This window comes from Chitinophagales bacterium (assembly GCA_017303415.1).
Classification (GTDB): domain Bacteria; phylum Bacteroidota; class Bacteroidia; order Chitinophagales; family Chitinophagaceae; genus SpSt-398.
The window spans coordinates 2,730,104-2,745,582 of the sequence record JAFLBJ010000001.1; the positions used below are offsets into that span (position 1 = coordinate 2,730,104).

At 47.1% G+C, this 15,479-nt stretch carries 13 protein-coding genes; 5 read left to right on the forward strand and 8 right to left on the reverse strand.

Annotated features, from left to right (window positions below):
• Positions 1–17: 17 nt before the first annotated feature.
• Positions 18–1,322 carry a bifunctional folylpolyglutamate synthase/dihydrofolate synthase gene (locus J0M30_11825; protein MBN8668184.1) on the forward strand — a complete coding sequence of 435 codons (1,305 nt, stop codon included), beginning with the start codon at positions 18–20 and terminating at the stop codon, positions 1,320–1,322.
• A gap of 223 nt (positions 1,323–1,545) precedes the next feature.
• On the opposite strand, the gene J0M30_11830 is transcribed toward J0M30_11825, so the two are convergent.
• From J0M30_11830 to fbp, 5 genes are all read right to left on the reverse strand, one after another.
• Positions 1,546–2,091, reverse strand: coding sequence for an NUDIX hydrolase (locus J0M30_11830; GenBank protein MBN8668185.1), 546 nt, complete (start codon positions 2,089–2,091; stop codon positions 1,546–1,548).
• Between the two features lie 112 nt (positions 2,092–2,203).
• Positions 2,204–2,743: a putative metal-dependent hydrolase gene (locus J0M30_11835; GenBank protein ID MBN8668186.1), complete on the reverse strand. Its 540-nt coding sequence runs from the start codon at positions 2,741–2,743 to the stop codon at positions 2,204–2,206.
• A 5-nt stretch (positions 2,744–2,748) separates the two neighbouring features.
• The gene (locus J0M30_11840; protein MBN8668187.1) at positions 2,749–3,186 is read right to left on the reverse strand and encodes an FKBP-type peptidyl-prolyl cis-trans isomerase; all 438 of its coding nucleotides are present in this window, start codon (positions 3,184–3,186) and stop codon (positions 2,749–2,751) included.
• An 11-nt stretch (positions 3,187–3,197) separates the two neighbouring features.
• Entirely contained in the window at positions 3,198–3,956 is a 759-nt protein-coding gene (locus J0M30_11845) for an ABC transporter ATP-binding protein (protein MBN8668188.1), read from the reverse strand.
• A 1-nt stretch (position 3,957) separates the two neighbouring features.
• Positions 3,958–4,968 carry a class 1 fructose-bisphosphatase gene (gene fbp / locus J0M30_11850; GenBank protein MBN8668189.1) on the reverse strand — a complete coding sequence of 337 codons (1,011 nt, stop codon included), beginning with the start codon at positions 4,966–4,968 and terminating at the stop codon, positions 3,958–3,960.
• Positions 4,969–5,124: 156 nt separating this feature from the next.
• On the opposite strand from fbp, the gene J0M30_11855 reads away from it, so the two are divergent.
• Positions 5,125–6,396, forward strand: a complete 1,272-nt coding sequence (locus tag J0M30_11855; protein MBN8668190.1) for an aspartate kinase — start codon at positions 5,125–5,127, stop codon at positions 6,394–6,396.
• A gap of 20 nt (positions 6,397–6,416) precedes the next feature.
• Here the strand turns inward: J0M30_11855 and J0M30_11860 are convergent, their stop codons facing one another.
• The 3 genes from J0M30_11860 to hppD all read right to left on the reverse strand — a co-directional run bounded on the left by J0M30_11860 (position 6,417) and on the right by hppD (position 9,518).
• On the reverse strand, positions 6,417–7,088 hold the full coding sequence (locus J0M30_11860; protein ID MBN8668191.1) for an alpha/beta hydrolase: 672 nt from the start codon (positions 7,086–7,088) through the stop codon (positions 6,417–6,419).
• A 5-nt stretch (positions 7,089–7,093) separates the two neighbouring features.
• Positions 7,094–8,275, reverse strand: a complete 1,182-nt coding sequence (locus J0M30_11865; GenBank protein ID MBN8668192.1) for a hypothetical protein — start codon at positions 8,273–8,275, stop codon at positions 7,094–7,096.
• A gap of 109 nt (positions 8,276–8,384) precedes the next feature.
• Positions 8,385–9,518 carry a 4-hydroxyphenylpyruvate dioxygenase gene (gene hppD / locus J0M30_11870; protein MBN8668193.1) on the reverse strand — a complete coding sequence of 378 codons (1,134 nt, stop codon included), beginning with the start codon at positions 9,516–9,518 and terminating at the stop codon, positions 8,385–8,387.
• A gap of 481 nt (positions 9,519–9,999) precedes the next feature.
• Here hppD and J0M30_11875 point away from each other — a divergent pair, with 481 nt between their 5' ends.
• The 3 genes from J0M30_11875 to J0M30_11885 all read left to right on the forward strand — a co-directional run bounded on the left by J0M30_11875 (position 10,000) and on the right by J0M30_11885 (position 15,477).
• The gene (locus J0M30_11875; GenBank protein ID MBN8668194.1) at positions 10,000–11,118 is read left to right on the forward strand and encodes a 5-(carboxyamino)imidazole ribonucleotide synthase; all 1,119 of its coding nucleotides are present in this window, start codon (positions 10,000–10,002) and stop codon (positions 11,116–11,118) included.
• Between the two features lie 265 nt (positions 11,119–11,383).
• Positions 11,384–12,328 (forward strand): efflux RND transporter periplasmic adaptor subunit, encoded by a 945-nt coding sequence (locus tag J0M30_11880; GenBank protein ID MBN8668195.1) that lies wholly within the window; start codon positions 11,384–11,386, stop codon positions 12,326–12,328.
• Between the two features lie 20 nt (positions 12,329–12,348).
• Positions 12,349–15,477 (forward strand): efflux RND transporter permease subunit, encoded by a 3,129-nt coding sequence (locus J0M30_11885; protein MBN8668196.1) that lies wholly within the window; start codon positions 12,349–12,351, stop codon positions 15,475–15,477.
• Positions 15,478–15,479 lie beyond the last annotated feature (2 nt).

Here is a 15,479-nt window from a genome sequence, read left to right on the forward strand (position 1 = left end):
CCTACTTTTGTGGTGGAATGAATTATCAGGACACCATCGCCTATCTTTTCACCCGCTTGCCCATGTTCAGCCGGATAGGGCCTGCCGCGTTCAAAAAAGACCTTACAAATACCCTTGAATTATGCGCCTTTCTGGATGACCCGCAAAAGAAATTCAAGACTATACACATAGCTGGTACCAATGGCAAAGGATCGGTTAGTCATATGCTCGCCGCCATCCTTCAAACCGCGGGGTACAAAACAGGACTTTATACCTCTCCCCATCTGGAAGATTTTCGGGAACGGATACGCATCAATGGGGAAATGATCAGCGAACAGGAAGTGATCGATTTCACCCAAAAGATCAATCCCCGGATTGAATCCATCGAACCCAGCTTCTTTGAGATCACGGTCGCTATGGCCTTTGATCATTTTGCCCGCCACCAGGTGGATATCGCTGTCATTGAAGTGGGTTTGGGTGGAAGACTGGATAGTACCAACGTGATCAACCCCGAAATATCCGTCATTACCCAGATCGGGTACGATCACATGAACATGCTGGGGGATACGCTGGAACAGATAGCTACCGAAAAAGCCGGGATCATTAAGCCAGGCATCCCGGTTGTGATCGGTGAAAAACAATCAGAACTCCTGCCCCTTTTCCAAAAAATAGCAGAGGAACGAAGTGCCCCACTCTTTCTGGCCCCGGAATATTTCCAGGTGGCAGACTATGCATGGATAGGGCACGAACTAATGATTGAAATTGAAAATCCCCACGAAACAGACCACCTGAAATATCACCTGGACCTGACCGGGATCTATCAATTAAAAAATATTCTTCCCGTACTCGAAACCTGTCGTTTGCTACGGGAAAAAGGCTGGAATACAGATCATCTGCAAATTGCAAAGGCACTTCGTCAGGTCAAATCCCTTACCGGTTTACAAGGCCGATGGGATATCATCCACCAGCATCCCACCATCATTCTTGAAGTGGCGCATAACGAAGATGGCATACGCCAAATGTTGCAGCAGCTTGAAACCATAAATTACCAACACCTGCACATTGTTTTTGGAACAGTAAAAGACAAGGACCCTGAAAATATCATTCAACTACTACCCCTTCAGGCCCGGTATTATTTTTCTCAGGCCCATATTCCCCGCGCCCTCGATGCTAACGAATTAAAGAACATGGCCCAAAAAAGAGGATTAACCGGAAAAGCCTTTTCAGATGTAAACGAAGCCCTTAAAACCGCCCGCGAAAATGCCCATAAAGATGATCTGATTGTGGTTTGCGGGAGTATTTTTCTGGTGGCGGAAGTGAGGGGCGTGAGGCGTGAGGCGTGAGGCGTGAGACGTGAATAGTGAATAGTGAATAGTGAATAGTGAATAGTGAATAGTGAATAGTGAATAGTGAATAGTGAAACTTAAACCCTATAATTTACAACCCCAAATATATTTCCACCATTCACTATTCACTATTCACTATTCACGCCTCACGTCTCACGAAACTCACGTCTCACGTCTCACGCCTCACGAAACTCACGCCTCACATCTCACGCCTCACGCCTCACTCCCCTCCCCGCATCTTCTCCAACGCATACCACAAAGTTGTTACATGCATCGACTGAATGATCTCATTACGTTTGATCATGCCGATCACTTCATCAATGGAGTATAATTCAACCTGAATTTCCTCATTGGGATCCAGGTTCTGGGTGCCCGTCAATTTCCCTCCGGTTGCCAGGAACATATGCATGAGGTTATTATTGGTAGAGGGATTGGCGGAGGTACGCCCCAAATAAGTGTATTCGGAAAATGAGTACCCCGTTTCTTCCATCAATTCGCGGGCAATGGCCGATTCCAATGAGGGGTCTGTATCATCCACACATCCCCCCGGAAGTTCGATACAGGTTTCGCCCAGTGCATGCCGGTACTGCCTGACCATGACGATCTGATTGTCTTCGGTAACTGCAACTGCATTGACCCAGGCTGGAAACTCATACACATAATAGGGGGAAACAATTTTCCCGGCAGGTGTTTGACAGGTTTCCTTTCTTACTTTAAACCATAGGTCATTGAAGAGATATTCGGAGGAAAGGGTGGTCCATTTCATAACAACAAAGATAGACCAGGATTAAAGGATTTTTAGATTCAAGGGATAAAACATCAATCAAACCCAAAACCTAATCATCCAAAATCTATAAATACTTTAATCCTGATTGGTACTATTTCCAGCCCATCCGCTCCCGCAAACTTGTTATATGTGCCACATGGTGTTTGCCATGCCAGGCGTACATACCCAACAAGAACCAGAGACGCATGGTCTTTTTGCTTTCGGGGTGGTAGACGGTCCGGTTATTCCATTCGTCATCAGCGATGGACTTCAGTGTTTCATGCCAACGGATATGCAGGGCATGAAGCAGCGTGATGGAAATATTGACGGGAAGCTTTTTTACATCATACAATTCAGCCCAGGCCTTTTCATCATAAGGTCGGATAGCCGGATTATTTTCTTCGGTTAACCCGATCCGAAACCGGCAATAGGCGTTCATATGGCTATCGGCCACATGGTGTACAACCTGGTTGAGGGTCCAACCACCCTCCCGATAGGGGGTGTGAAGTTGTTCTTCGTTCAGGTTCAGGATCGAGTTTTCGAGCAGCAGCGGAAGAAATTTGATATCCGCCAGCCATTCGATTTTTTGCTCGATGGAAAATGGTTGGGGTTCGTATTTCCCAATGGGATAACGCAGATCAATAGTGTCCATGTAAATTAATTAAGGATTTCGATCAGTTGTACATCAAAGATGAGGGTAGCCCCACCGGGAATATCCCGTCCGGCTCCCCGGTCGCCATAAGCAAGATCCGAAGGGATCCACAGACGCCAGGTACTCCCTTCTTTCATTTGAGGTATGGCGATCTGCCATCCCTTGATCAGGTTGCGCAAAGGGGCAGAGAAGGGCTGTCCTCTTTCAAAGGAACTATCAAATACTTTTCCATTTAATAAGGCACCCCGGTAATGGGCCTTTACTGTACTGGAGATGGCTGGCTGACGCCCCTGCCCTTCTTCCAGTACTTCATACTGTATGCCACCTTCCAGTTCTTTTACTTCAGGTCGCTTTTTGTTTTCTTCCAGAAAGGCCACTCCGGCTGCTTTCTCTTCGTCGAGTTTGCCCGACATAAATTGTTTCAGTTTGTCCTGTATGCTCATGTTAAGTATTGTCAGTTTTCACGGAGTGAATGACCCGTAAGATGTATAAATACATCTTCCAGGTTTGCTTTTTTAACCTCCTTGGGGCGTTCAAACCCGGATGCTACCAGTTCATCAATCAGTTTATCCGGCGATTCCATGGCAACGATCCGTCCAGAATCAATGATCGCTACCCTGTCACAGAGATATTCAGCCTCATCCATGTAATGAGTGGTAATGATCACCGTGGTTCCGCGCTCGCGTATCTTCCTGACCAATTCCCATAAATTGCGACGGGCCTGAGGGTCCAAACCGGTTGTTGGCTCATCCAGAAATATGATCCGTGGATCATTGATCAGCGTCGTGGCCACAGAGAATCGTTGCTTTTGTCCACCACTTAATTCTTTGTATTTGGCTTTTGCTTTCTCCAGCAGATTGACCATTTCCAGCAATCCGGTCGGGTCTACCTGTTTGTTGTACAACCCATTAAAAAGTTGGATCAATTCGGTGAGGTTGAGGTTTGGGTAATAGCCACTTGTTTGAAGCTGAACCCCGATAATTTTCTTGATCTCTTCCGGGGAACGATCCAGGTCAAATCCATCAACGGTCACCTCTCCGCTGGTTTTCTCACGAAGGGTTTCTATGATCTCCAAGGTGGTCGATTTTCCGGCCCCATTGGGTCCCAATAAACCAAAAATTTCCCCCTCACGCACCTCAAAACTGATGCCTTTGACAGCCTGAAAATTTCCATAATTCTTTACCAGGTCCTTTACCGAAATGATCGTCTTCATGTTATGGTGTTAAACAGGTTTCCAATTCTTCCATCATGGTCCGACTGCCCACAAAAAACGGTGAGCGCTGGTGGAGCCGTTGAGGTACCACCTCCAGTATCCTTTGTTTGCCATCCGTGGCCTTGCCTCCGGCAACTTCCACGATAAAAGCAAAGGGATTGCACTCATATAAAAGTCTCAATTTACCCTCCGGTTTATCCGAGGTCCCCGGGTACATAAATATACCACCTTTGATCAGGTTCCGGTGCACATCCGATACCATACTTCCAATATATCGCTGGGTGTAAGGCCCCCCGGTCGCCTTGGTCTTGGCCTGACAGACCTGAATATAGTCCTGTACCCCTTTTTCATACCGGAAAAAATGGCCATGATTCACCGAGTAGATCAATCCCGCTTCAGGACATTTTATATCCGGATGGCTTAAACAAAATTCCCCGATGGAAGGATCCAGCGTAAACCCGTTCACCCCACGACGGGTGGCATACACCAACATGGTCGATGAACCGTAAACAATATACCCGGCAGCCACCTGTTTGATACCCGGTTGCAGGAAATCCTCTCGCGTCACCGGAGTCCCCAACGGACTTATCCGCTTGTAAACACTAAAAATTGTTCCGATGGATACATTCACATCGATGTTCCCACTGCCATCCAACGGGTCAAAAAGACATACATACTTTGAATCCTTACTCACCTCATCTTCAAAAGCTACAAAATCATCGATCTCCTCACTGGCAATACCCGCGCAACTGATACCATGATGCAAAACCCCGGTAAACTGGTTATTCGCAAATACATCCAATTTCTTTACATCCTCCCCTTGCACGTTCACTGAACCATGGTCACCCAGAATATCCACCAACCCGGCTTTATTTACCTCTACATTTACCCGCTTTGCGGCCAGCCCAATATCGCGCAACAAACTGCTCAACTCACCGGTGGCCTGGGGAAAATTGCGCAACTGCTGGATCGTGAATTCATCCAGGGTCAGCACCTTTCTGTTAACTTGCATGCGTTGGGATTTTGAGTTTTCGTTAGATGGAGCAAATGTAAGCTACAAGCGAATAGCGAGCAGCTTTTCACCGCCAGCTTTTTTCCGAAAACAATTAGTCCTGAATAATCAATTATCCTAAATACCTTTGCCCCGCAATTAAAATGTACATTATACATGAAGGTTTTCAAATTCGGTGGTGCCTCCGTAAATAGTGTTGAAAGGATTCAAAAGATACCCCAAATTATACGCGAAAATAACCAGGGGCCACTGGTTGTGATCATTTCCGCCATGGGGAAAACAACCAATGCACTCGAAAAAGTGGCGGAGGCTTTTTTTGCAGGAAAAACCGATGAAGCCCTCTCGCTTTTTGAGATCATCAAACAACAACATCTCCAAACCGCAAAATACCTGTTGGTCACCCATTACTTAGATTGTGAAACCAGGCTGCGTAGTTTTTTTACCGAAGTGGAATGGTTGCTGCATGATAAGCCCGTGCGGGATTATGACTATTATTATGACCAGATCGTATGCAGTGGCGAATTGATGTCAACCGCCATCATTAGTGCTTATCTCAACGAAACCGGTCTGGGAAATACCTGGCTGGATGTACGGGATATCCTGAAGACGGATGATCATTTCCGCGATGCGATCATACATTGGGAGGAAACGGCGAAGCATGTGCAGGAAATCGTAAGACCCGAATTAGCCCGGAAGGGTATGGTCCTGACCCAGGGATTTATCGGCTCTACCGATGAAAACGAGAGTACCACCCTTGGCCGGGAAGGTTCGGATTACAGCGGTGCCGTATTTGCCAATTTACTCGATGCGGAAAGTCTTACCATTTGGAAGGATGTACCCGGGGTAATGAATGCCGACCCCAAAAAATATCCGGAGGCCGCTGTCATTTCGGAGCTGAACTATACAGAGGTCATTGAAATGGCCTATTATGGGGCTCAGGTTATCCATCCCAAGACGATACAGCCCTTACAGAACAAGGAAATACCACTCTATGCCCGCTGTTTCCTTGATCCGGCCCTGCCTGGGACCGTTATTCGGAAACAGGTTCTTAAAACATTGCCTCCGGTGATCGTGCTCAAGGAAGACCAGGTGTTGATCGAAATGAAGGCGCGTGATTTTTCCTTTGTGGAAGGAAAACCCCTTCGCCAGCTCTATCAGTATTTTGAAGAGTTGAATGTAAAACCTAACCTGACACAGAATGGTGCCATCACCTTTTTGTGTGTATTGGATAACCGTGTTGACAAAATAGAAAAACTCTCCCTGGCAGCCTCCACCATATTTGATGTGCAGGTGATGAAAGGCCTTCAGTTGGTGACCATACGACATTATCACCGGGAAATCTTCGAAAAGATCATAGGAGAAAGAAAAGTGTTGCTGAGGCAGCAAACGCCGGAGACGATACAGGTTTTGGTAACGACAAATAGTTAAAAAAGAGAAAGTTATTTTTTTTATTTCTTATTCCTTATTTCCTCCCCCATCCTATTCAAAACCTCCTCCAATATTTTGCTAACCTCTTCCCCCCTGTTCATCACCAGCAAATGACCTCCTTTTTCAATCCGATGGGTAGGTTGGGTGTATTTAACAGGCAATAGCTCATCGCGGGTACCATGAATATGCACCCGATCGGGGAAAGGCTCCTCCATTTTCCACCCAAGGATCGCTTCGAGTGACCAATAGATGAATTTGGGGTCGACATCACGTATCATCGCCTTGAGCATTTTTTTATCTTCCGGTGTTTCGGTGGTAAAAAAACGTTTCATCACCGCCATGGATTTGAACAGGGAAATGGGAATGAGTTTTTGCAATTTTAAAGCCGCGGCCTTACGATAATATCCGGGCAAATGCGAACTGCATGGGATGGAGGAGATCAGAACCAGCAAGGCCGGAGGGTGTTTCTGTGCGATCTCAGAGGCGATCATCCCACCCATGGATAAACCGACCAGGATGTAAGGAATTTGAGGATTTAGGCCTTTATGTACCCTCTCAGCATAAGCGGCAAGGCTCTCTCCCTCCAGGGGTTTAAGCCAATCGACATAGACAGGTTCATAGCCAGCAGGCAGGGTGATGTTTTTAAACACCCGCCGGTCGGCGCCAAGACCTGGAATGAAATAGACTTTCACGATGATTACTCAGTGCGAAGGATCTCGATGTTTTGCTTCATCAATTTGGCCACGGCTTTGTTGTGCAATACTGCCGGTTTCCATTTGACCATGGTTTCTTCCAGCAGGGTGATGAGTTGATCATCAAAATCGGGGTCAATACCCCGCAGCACTTTAAAATTGACCGGCATGCCATCAGAATCGATGATAAATTCAACCTGGACAAAAGCGCGGTTTACATTTTCCGGGAGTTGGTCACCCATCTTCTTCCCTACTAATTCCAGCATGTCGAGCATGACCTGTCCCCCACCGGGATAAACGGGCCATTGGTGCACCACATCGGCCATTTCGGTCACTTTACGAACACGATGAGGGAGGGCTATTCGTTCAGCTTTGGGGGCCGGTGCCACTTTCTCTTTTACATTGGCCACAAAATACCGGCCTTTTTCATCCGACATCACCACCGGTAATTGCCTGGTCTCTTCAAAATAAGAGAAAGCATCCTGCAGTTGGAGTGCAAAATCGCGCAGGCCTTCATCATTCTTGGTAAGCTTAGCCAGATAATCCACGCTACGCTTCACATTATAGCGGATTGGGAAGATGTGCACCGGTATAAAATCCTGACCTGCATTTTGCGCATGTGCCGCCAGAATGTACACTTCTTCGATCATTGGATCAGTAAGTGGGATACATCCTACGGTCACACAACTTCCATGAATATAGATATCGCCACCCGGACGATAGGTATCACTGAGAATTCGGTCTGAGATATTGGGGTAATTGATCCCAAGCGAAAGATGATACTCGCTTGTGGGATTGAATTCATTGATATAATAAAACCCTTCCGGGACCTGGTAATCCCCTTCGAAGCGTTTGGGGCCCAGCGTTCCAGCGAGGGCACAAACCTTGTACTTCTTGAAAAGTTTAAACTTATCCTTCAGGTCATTCTTAACCCATATCTCCAATTCACTGTCGTATTTGAAGGAACGGATATAGATATATTTCGCGGGCCATTCCAGCTTTTTTTCGGCAAATTGTTTTTGGAGTGTATCCTCTTTTCGTTTGAGCGCATCTCCGGGCCGGGGAAGCGTGCGTTGAATATCAATGAATGAAGATGGCGAGGCAAAGGAAGCACCATATCCTCCATTTTGGGCCATTAGTCCGGAAGCCAGCAGGGTCAGACAAAGGAAAAGGGTCAGGTTTCTCATTATAAATATTCAGTGGTAGTAACGTCTTTATTGTTGTTGATGGTGCCCACCAGGGCCTAAAAATACGATAAATTAAAAAACCCCTTGATTCCAAGGGGTTTAAATATTTCTAAAGATTGCCTCTTTCTTCCTGTTCTCTTTCGATCGCCTCAAAAAGGGCCTTGAAATTCCCTTTTCCAAAGCTTTTGGCCCCCTTTCGCTGTATGATCTCAAAAAACAGGGTTGGCCGGTCTTCTACAGGTTTACTAAATAACTGAAGCAGATACCCCTCCTCGTCTCTATCAACAAGTATACCCAATTCCTTTAATGGCTCCAGATCCTCATCTATTTTTCCCACACGGTCCAGAAGATCGTCATAGTACGTAGTGGGAACCCGAAGGAACTCTACTCCCCGGTTACGAAGTTCAGTAACGGTTTTCACAATATCATGCGTGGCCAGTGCCACGTGCTGACAACCTTCTCCATTATAGAATTCAAGATATTCCTCAACCTGGCTTTTCTTTTTTCCTTCTGCCGGCTCATTGATGGGGAATTTGACAAACCCATTTCCATTGCTCATCACCTTGCTCATGAGCGCGGAGTATTCGGTTGAGATATCCTTATCATCAAAGGACAGGATATTCCGGAAACCCATTACCTGTTCATAAAAATCCACCCATTTATTCATCTGGTTCCAACCCACGTTGCCCACACAATGGTCCACATACAGCAACCCGGTATCCGCAGGTTGAAAATAAGGGTTACTCCAGGCCCGGTAACCCGGCATGAATGTGCCCTGATAATTTTTTCTTTCAATAAAAAGATGGATCGTATCCCCATAGGTGTGAATCCCACTCATCACCACTTCCCCTTGTTCATCCTTCATCCGTACAGGTTCCATAAAACTCCTGGCACCACGGCGCGTGGTTTCCTCCCACGCACATGTGGCATCCGGGACACGCAACGCCAGGTTTCTTACCCCGTCCCCGTGTTGATAAATATGATCCGCGATCGGATTATCCGTCCTTAACGGGGTGGTTAATACAAAGGTGAGTTTGTGCTGGCGAACAGCATAGCTCACATGGTCTTTTACCCCGGTTTCGGGACCCGAATAGGCCAGGGCCTGAAAACCAAAAGCGCTCATGTAATAATGGGCTGCCTGCTTGGCATTCCCTACATAAAATTCTACATAATCCGTCCCCTCAAGTGGGAGGAAGTCATTGGAAATATCTTTTTGTATGGAAGAGGTTGTCGTTTGTGACATGGACAATCGTTTTTTTCGTGAACAATAAAAATTGGAGGTAAAATAGCAGAATACAGAAACGATCAGGCACCCATGGCCAGGGTTTCCATCAGCAGGGAGTAGTTCCCACGGCGGTCATTGAACATTTTATGCGAATAGTCGGGGCGCATAATGCGAAGGTAGGGAAAGTTGGGGAGGATGGAGGATGGAGGTTGGATGTTGGATGACAGATGACGGATGACAGATGACGGAGGGCGGAGGTTTGCTGTGCGAGACCTCTGGTCTCGCACTTCCAGAAGGCCGCCTCTGGCGGCTTTCCTGACTAATATAAAAAAGAAGAGGTTTATGTTCGAGTCGCCAGAGGCGACAAGACAATCGTGCGAGACCAGGGGGTCTCGCACAGCAAACCCCTGTCATCCGTCATCTGTCATCTGTCATCCAACATCCAACATCCAACCTCCAACATCTGTCCTCCGTCCCCCAACTCCCCTATCTTTGCCGCATGAAAATCGGAATTCTCGGTGGTGGTCAACTTGGAAGAATGTTGTTGCAGGCAGCAGCCAATTATCCCGTTGAAACTTACGTGCTTGAAAATGACCCCCACTGCCCTTCCGCGCATCTCTGTCACCATTTTACCTGCGGAAGCATCCGCGATTTTGATACGGTCTATGCCTTTGGCAAAAACCTGGATGCCATCACCATTGAGATCGAAAATGTAAATATCGAAGCGCTGGAAAAATTGGAAGCAGAAGGAAAAAAAGTATTCCCAAAACCCTCTGTACTTCGCACAATCAAAAACAAGATCCTGCAAAAAGAATATTACAAAGAACACGATATCCCAAGCCCTGCTTTTGTGGTAACCCAAACCCGGGATGACGTATCCGCACATATAAACCTGCTCCCCGCCGTACATAAATTGGGTGAAGGGGGGTATGATGGCCGGGGCGTACAGCTACTTCATACCGAAGCTGACCTTGAAAAGGCCTTTGATGCTCCAGGGGTATTGGAAAAAATGGTGCGGATCGACAAGGAGATCGCCATCATCGTGGCCATCAATGATCAAAAAGAAACGGCGCTTTACCCACCGGTGGAAATGCATTTTGACCAGGACTTAAATCTGCTCGATTACCAACTTAGCCCGGCCGAACTCGGTCAGCAGGTACTTTGGAAAGCAGAAGCCATCGCGCTTTCGGTGGCCCGGCATTTTCAATCACCCGGGTTGTTTGCCGTGGAACTATTTTTAGACCGTGATGGAAATGTTTTTGTCAATGAAACAGCCCCGCGTGTGCATAACAGCGGCCATCATACCATTGAAGCCCATTATTGTTCGCAGTTTGATATGCTTTGGCGGATCATGTTAGGTTACCCGTTGGGAAATACCGATCCGATCCTCCCCTCCGTTATGGTCAATGTGATCGGAGAAGAAGGGTATTCCGGGCCTGTAAAATACGAGGGACTGAAAGAGGTTTTGGAGATCCCAAATGCCTTTGTCCACCTGTATGGAAAAAAGGAGACCAAGCCTGGCCGGAAGATGGGTCATATTACCGTAATAAGCCGGGATAAACAAGACCTGCTCCACCAGGCCAATAAGATCAAAAGGATCTTGAAAGTGATCGCCTGATCCCCCTTTATCCTGCTCCTGCACCGTTGATGGATTGGCCTTGATTTTTAGTTGCCTGTTCGAAGGTTTTTTGGGGAAAAGGAATCTAATTCCGTACCCGATTTTACCTGTAATTTTACCACCCAACCAATTGAATAATAACGTGAGAACAAAGACTGTCCTTTTTTCAGCATTTATCTTCCCTCTGGCGATCCTGGTACTAACGACCGGCTGTAAGAATAAAGAAGAGAATAAAGCACCAGCACCCGCCGCACAAGCCCGGAATATGACCATACGGGTGGACGCTTATATCGTAAAATCAGAATCCTTTGCCGAGAATATTGAAGTCCCGGGCACGATCGTAGCCAGTGAAGCTACAGAGATCCATCCCGAGGTTTCCGGACGTATCACCCAGCTCAACATTTCGGAAGGTCGTTATGTAAGCCGGGGTACCCTGCTGGTTAAACTCTATGACGCCGATCTGCAAGCGCAACTCCGCAAACTGGAGGTTCAGTTGCAGATCGCCAAAACAAATGAGGAGCGCTCCGCACAGTTGCTCAAGATTCAGGGTATCAGCAAATCGGATTATGACGCCAGTCTGTTGAATGTAAACAATATCCAGGCTGATATGGATATCATCCGGACAAGCATCTCCAAGACGGAAATCCGGGCTCCTTTTAATGGTAAATTGGGATTAAAGAATATCAGTCCCGGTGCCTATGTTACCCCTGCCACGATCATTGCCGTCATCAATCAGACCGATCAATTAAAACTCGATTTCACTGTTCCTGAAAAATACAGTGGGAAAATAAAGACTGGTCAGATAGTGAATTTCACCTTTGAAGGCTCCAATAAGGAAGGGAGCGCCAAAGTGGTTGCCACTGAATCTTCCGTAACGGAGAATACCCGAAGCCTCACTGTGCGATCGATCATTCAAAACAAGGACAACCTTTTACTACCCGGGGTATTTGCCAAGGTCAAACTTCAATTTGAACCAGATCCCAATTCACTTCTGATCCCCTCACAGGCAGTGGTGCCGCAGGCCCGGGGAAAGAAGGTAATCCTTTACCAGGGTGGGAAAGCCACATTTGTGGATGTTACAACCGGAGTGAGAGATTCAGCCAGGGTACAAATACTTTCCGGACTTAAGCCGGGAGATACCGTTGTTACAACCGGATTATTGAGTATACGGCCCGATGCTACGATAGCCGTTAATAAGATCATTAATTAATCGCCTCCGAAAAGCGAAGTATGAATATATCTGAACTGAGTTTACGCCGACCGATCCTGGCGATCGTAATGAACATCATCATTGTGGTGTTTGGGATCATAGGATTCAAATTTCTTGGGGTACGTGACTATCCGGCCATTGACCCTCCCAATATCAGCGTACGGACCTCCTATGCAGGAGCGAATGCTGATATAATCGAAACCCAGATCACAGAACCGCTGGAGAAAGCCGTGAATGGTATCGCCGGGATCAAGAACATTACCTCCAGCAGCAGCAATGGCACCAGCAATATCAATGTGGAGTTTGATCTGGAAATAGACCTGGAAGCCGCCGCCAATGATGTACGGGATAAGGTATCGCAAGCCATTCGCTCCCTCCCACCCGATCTTGAAGCGCCACCCGTGGTGTCAAAAGCCGATGCCAGTTCAGATGCCATCCTTTCCATGACCGTTCAGAGCAATACCCGCAACCAGTTGCAAATGACGGAATACGCCAACAATGTACTGGTAGAACGTTTGCAAACCATTCCCGGTGTATCAGGAATCCAGATCTGGGGTGAGAAAAGGTATGCCATGCGGATATGGATCGATCCCGCTAAACTTACTTCCTATGGGCTCACCCCGGGAGATGTACAATCTGCCTTGCTCCGGGAGAATGTGGAACTTCCATCGGGGAAAATTTCAGGAAATACCACCGAACTCACGGTCCGCACCTTTGGCCGTTTAAATACGGAGGAAGAATTCGAGAATGTCATTATTCAGAACATTGGTGGGGCCGATATACGGATCAAGGATATTGGCAATGTGATTCTTGGGCCGGAAAATGAAGAAACTGTGTTGAAAGAAAGCGGCATCCCCATGATCGCCCTGGCCATTGTTCCCCAACCCGGTTCGAACTACGTTTCCATTTCCGATGAATTTTACAAACGACTGGAACAGATCAAAAAGGATGTTCCCGAAGATGTTAAGATCAATATCGCGCTTGATCAGACCAAGTTCATCAAGCGCTCAATTGCAGAGGTAGAAGAAACGCTTATCGTTGCCATCGTATTGGTGATCCTGATCATTTATCTCTTCTTCCGGGATTGGATCATTGCCATCCGCCCCCTGATCGATATTCCTGTTTCGCTGATTGGCGCCTTCTTTATCATGTACCTAATGGGATATACGATCAACGTCCTTTCACTGCTGGCCATCGTTCTCGCAACAGGTCTGGTGGTCGACGACGGAATCGTTGTCACGGAAAATATTTATAAGAAGATGGAGAAAGGTATGGGGAAATGGCAGGCGGCCCTGGAGGGATCCAAAGAGATCTACTTTGCGGTCATCGCTACCTCCATTACGCTTGCGGTCGTATTTCTGCCGATCATATTCCTTCAGGGGTTTGTAGGAAGCCTGTTCCGTGAATTTGGTATCGTGGTAGCCGGTGCGGTATTGATCTCGGCCTTTGTGTCCCTTACCCTGACACCTGTACTGAACGTAAAACTGACCCGAAAAAATATTCACCAGCATTCCTGGTTTTACCGGAAGAGTGAACCCTTCTTCAGAGGCATGGAAAATGGATACGAACGGTTACTAAAAGGGTTTATGCGGATCCGCGGCGCGGCCATCGTTATCATTTTAGCCTGTGGCGCTACCATTTTTCTGATTGGAGGACAATTACAATCAGAGCTTGCACCCATGGAAGACCGCAGTCAGTTCAGGCTTCAGATGACCGCGCCGGAGGGAACTTCCTTTGACGCGATGGACAAATTTGTCGACCGTGTATCGGGTTTTATGCTTGACTCTGTACCCGAAAGGGAAGTAGTTTTAAGTGTTACTTCTCCAGGGTTTTCCGGATCAGGAAACGCCAATACCGGATTTGTCCGGGTTACATTAATTGATCCAAGTCTGCGCTCCAGATCACAAGGCGATATCGTCAATATGGTCAACCGTAACTTACCAAGGTTCAACGAAGGCCGTTCTTTTGCCATTCAGGAACAAACGATTTCCGTGAACCGCCGTGGCGGGCAACCCGTGGCCTTTGTGATCCAGAATAACAATTTCCAGAAACTCACCTCCATACTTCCCAAATTCATTGAAGAGGCCAATAAGAGCGATGTATTGCAACAGGTGGATGTGGACCTAAAGTTCAATAAACCCGAACTCCGTGTACAAATTGACCGTATCAAAGCAGCTGAACTTGGGGTTAGTGTCAACGCGATTTCAGAAACCTTGCAGTTGGCGTATTCCAACAGACGTCTTGGTTATTTTACAAAAGATGGTAAACAATACCAGGTAATGGGACAGGTGACCCGTGCTGACCGGGATGATCCCAATGACCTGAAAAGTTTGTTTGTAAGGAATAGCCGGGGCGAGATGATCAGTCTCGATAATCTGGTAAATGTGGCAGAGTCCAATACCCCTCCAACCATCTATCACTTTAACCGGTATAAGTCTGCTACGGTTTCCGCCGGGCTTCAACCGGGGAAAACGATTGGTGACGGGATCGAAGAGATGCAAAATATCGCCGATAAATTATTGGATGAAACATTTGCAACCTCCCTGTCAGGTTCCTCGCGCGATTTTGCCGAAAGTTCCAGCAATACCAGTTTTGCCTTTTTACTTGCGCTCGGTCTGATCTTCCTGATCCTGGCCGCGCAGTTTGAAAGTTTCATTGACCCATTGATCATCATGGTCACCGTACCTCTGGCCATCGCCGGAGCCGTTTTATCGTTGTGGATTTTTGGACATACCCTCAATATCTTCTCACAGATCGGGATGATCATGCTGATTGGTCTGGTGACCAAGAATGGTATCCTGATCGTTGAATTCGCCAATCAGAACCGGCTTAAAGGAATGGGTCGTACCGAAGCGGCTGTATATGCCGCTACGCAACGTTTGCGTCCCATCCTGATGACGAGCCTCGCTATGTCATTAGGCGCCTTGCCACTTGCCTTATCGTTAGGAGCTGCCGCTACAAGTCGTATCCCATTGGGTGTCGTTATTGTTGGTGGTATCCTGTTCTCTCTGATATTGACCCTCTTTGTGATACCGGCCATGTATTCTTTCCTGTCAACGAATAAGAAGGTCAGTGAGATTGAAAAGATCACGGCACAACAACATCAACAAACAACCCCTAATCCCGATCCGGAACCTGCCCATGTTTAAAA

Excerpts from the sequence above, each read along its gene's own strand:
- J0M30_11825 (MBN8668184.1), top strand. The coding sequence starts at position 18 with ATGAATTATCAGGACACCATCGCCTATCTTTTCACCCGCTTGCCCATG.
- J0M30_11830 (MBN8668185.1), bottom strand. The coding sequence starts at position 2,091 with ATGAAATGGACCACCCTTTCCTCCGAATATCTCTTCAATGACCTATGG.
- J0M30_11835 (MBN8668186.1), bottom strand. The coding sequence starts at position 2,743 with ATGGACACTATTGATCTGCGTTATCCCATTGGGAAATACGAACCCCAA.
- J0M30_11840 (MBN8668187.1), bottom strand. The coding sequence starts at position 3,186 with ATGAGCATACAGGACAAACTGAAACAATTTATGTCGGGCAAACTCGAC.
- J0M30_11845 (MBN8668188.1), bottom strand. The coding sequence starts at position 3,956 with ATGAAGACGATCATTTCGGTAAAGGACCTGGTAAAGAATTATGGAAAT.
- fbp (MBN8668189.1), bottom strand. The coding sequence starts at position 4,968 with ATGCAAGTTAACAGAAAGGTGCTGACCCTGGATGAATTCACGATCCAG.
- J0M30_11855 (MBN8668190.1), top strand. The coding sequence starts at position 5,125 with ATGAAGGTTTTCAAATTCGGTGGTGCCTCCGTAAATAGTGTTGAAAGG.
- J0M30_11865 (MBN8668192.1), bottom strand. The coding sequence starts at position 8,275 with ATGAGAAACCTGACCCTTTTCCTTTGTCTGACCCTGCTGGCTTCCGGA.
- hppD (MBN8668193.1), bottom strand. The coding sequence starts at position 9,518 with ATGTCACAAACGACAACCTCTTCCATACAAAAAGATATTTCCAATGAC.
- J0M30_11875 (MBN8668194.1), top strand. The coding sequence starts at position 10,000 with ATGAAAATCGGAATTCTCGGTGGTGGTCAACTTGGAAGAATGTTGTTG.
- J0M30_11880 (MBN8668195.1), top strand. The coding sequence starts at position 11,384 with ATGACCATACGGGTGGACGCTTATATCGTAAAATCAGAATCCTTTGCC.
- J0M30_11885 (MBN8668196.1), top strand. The coding sequence starts at position 12,349 with ATGAATATATCTGAACTGAGTTTACGCCGACCGATCCTGGCGATCGTA.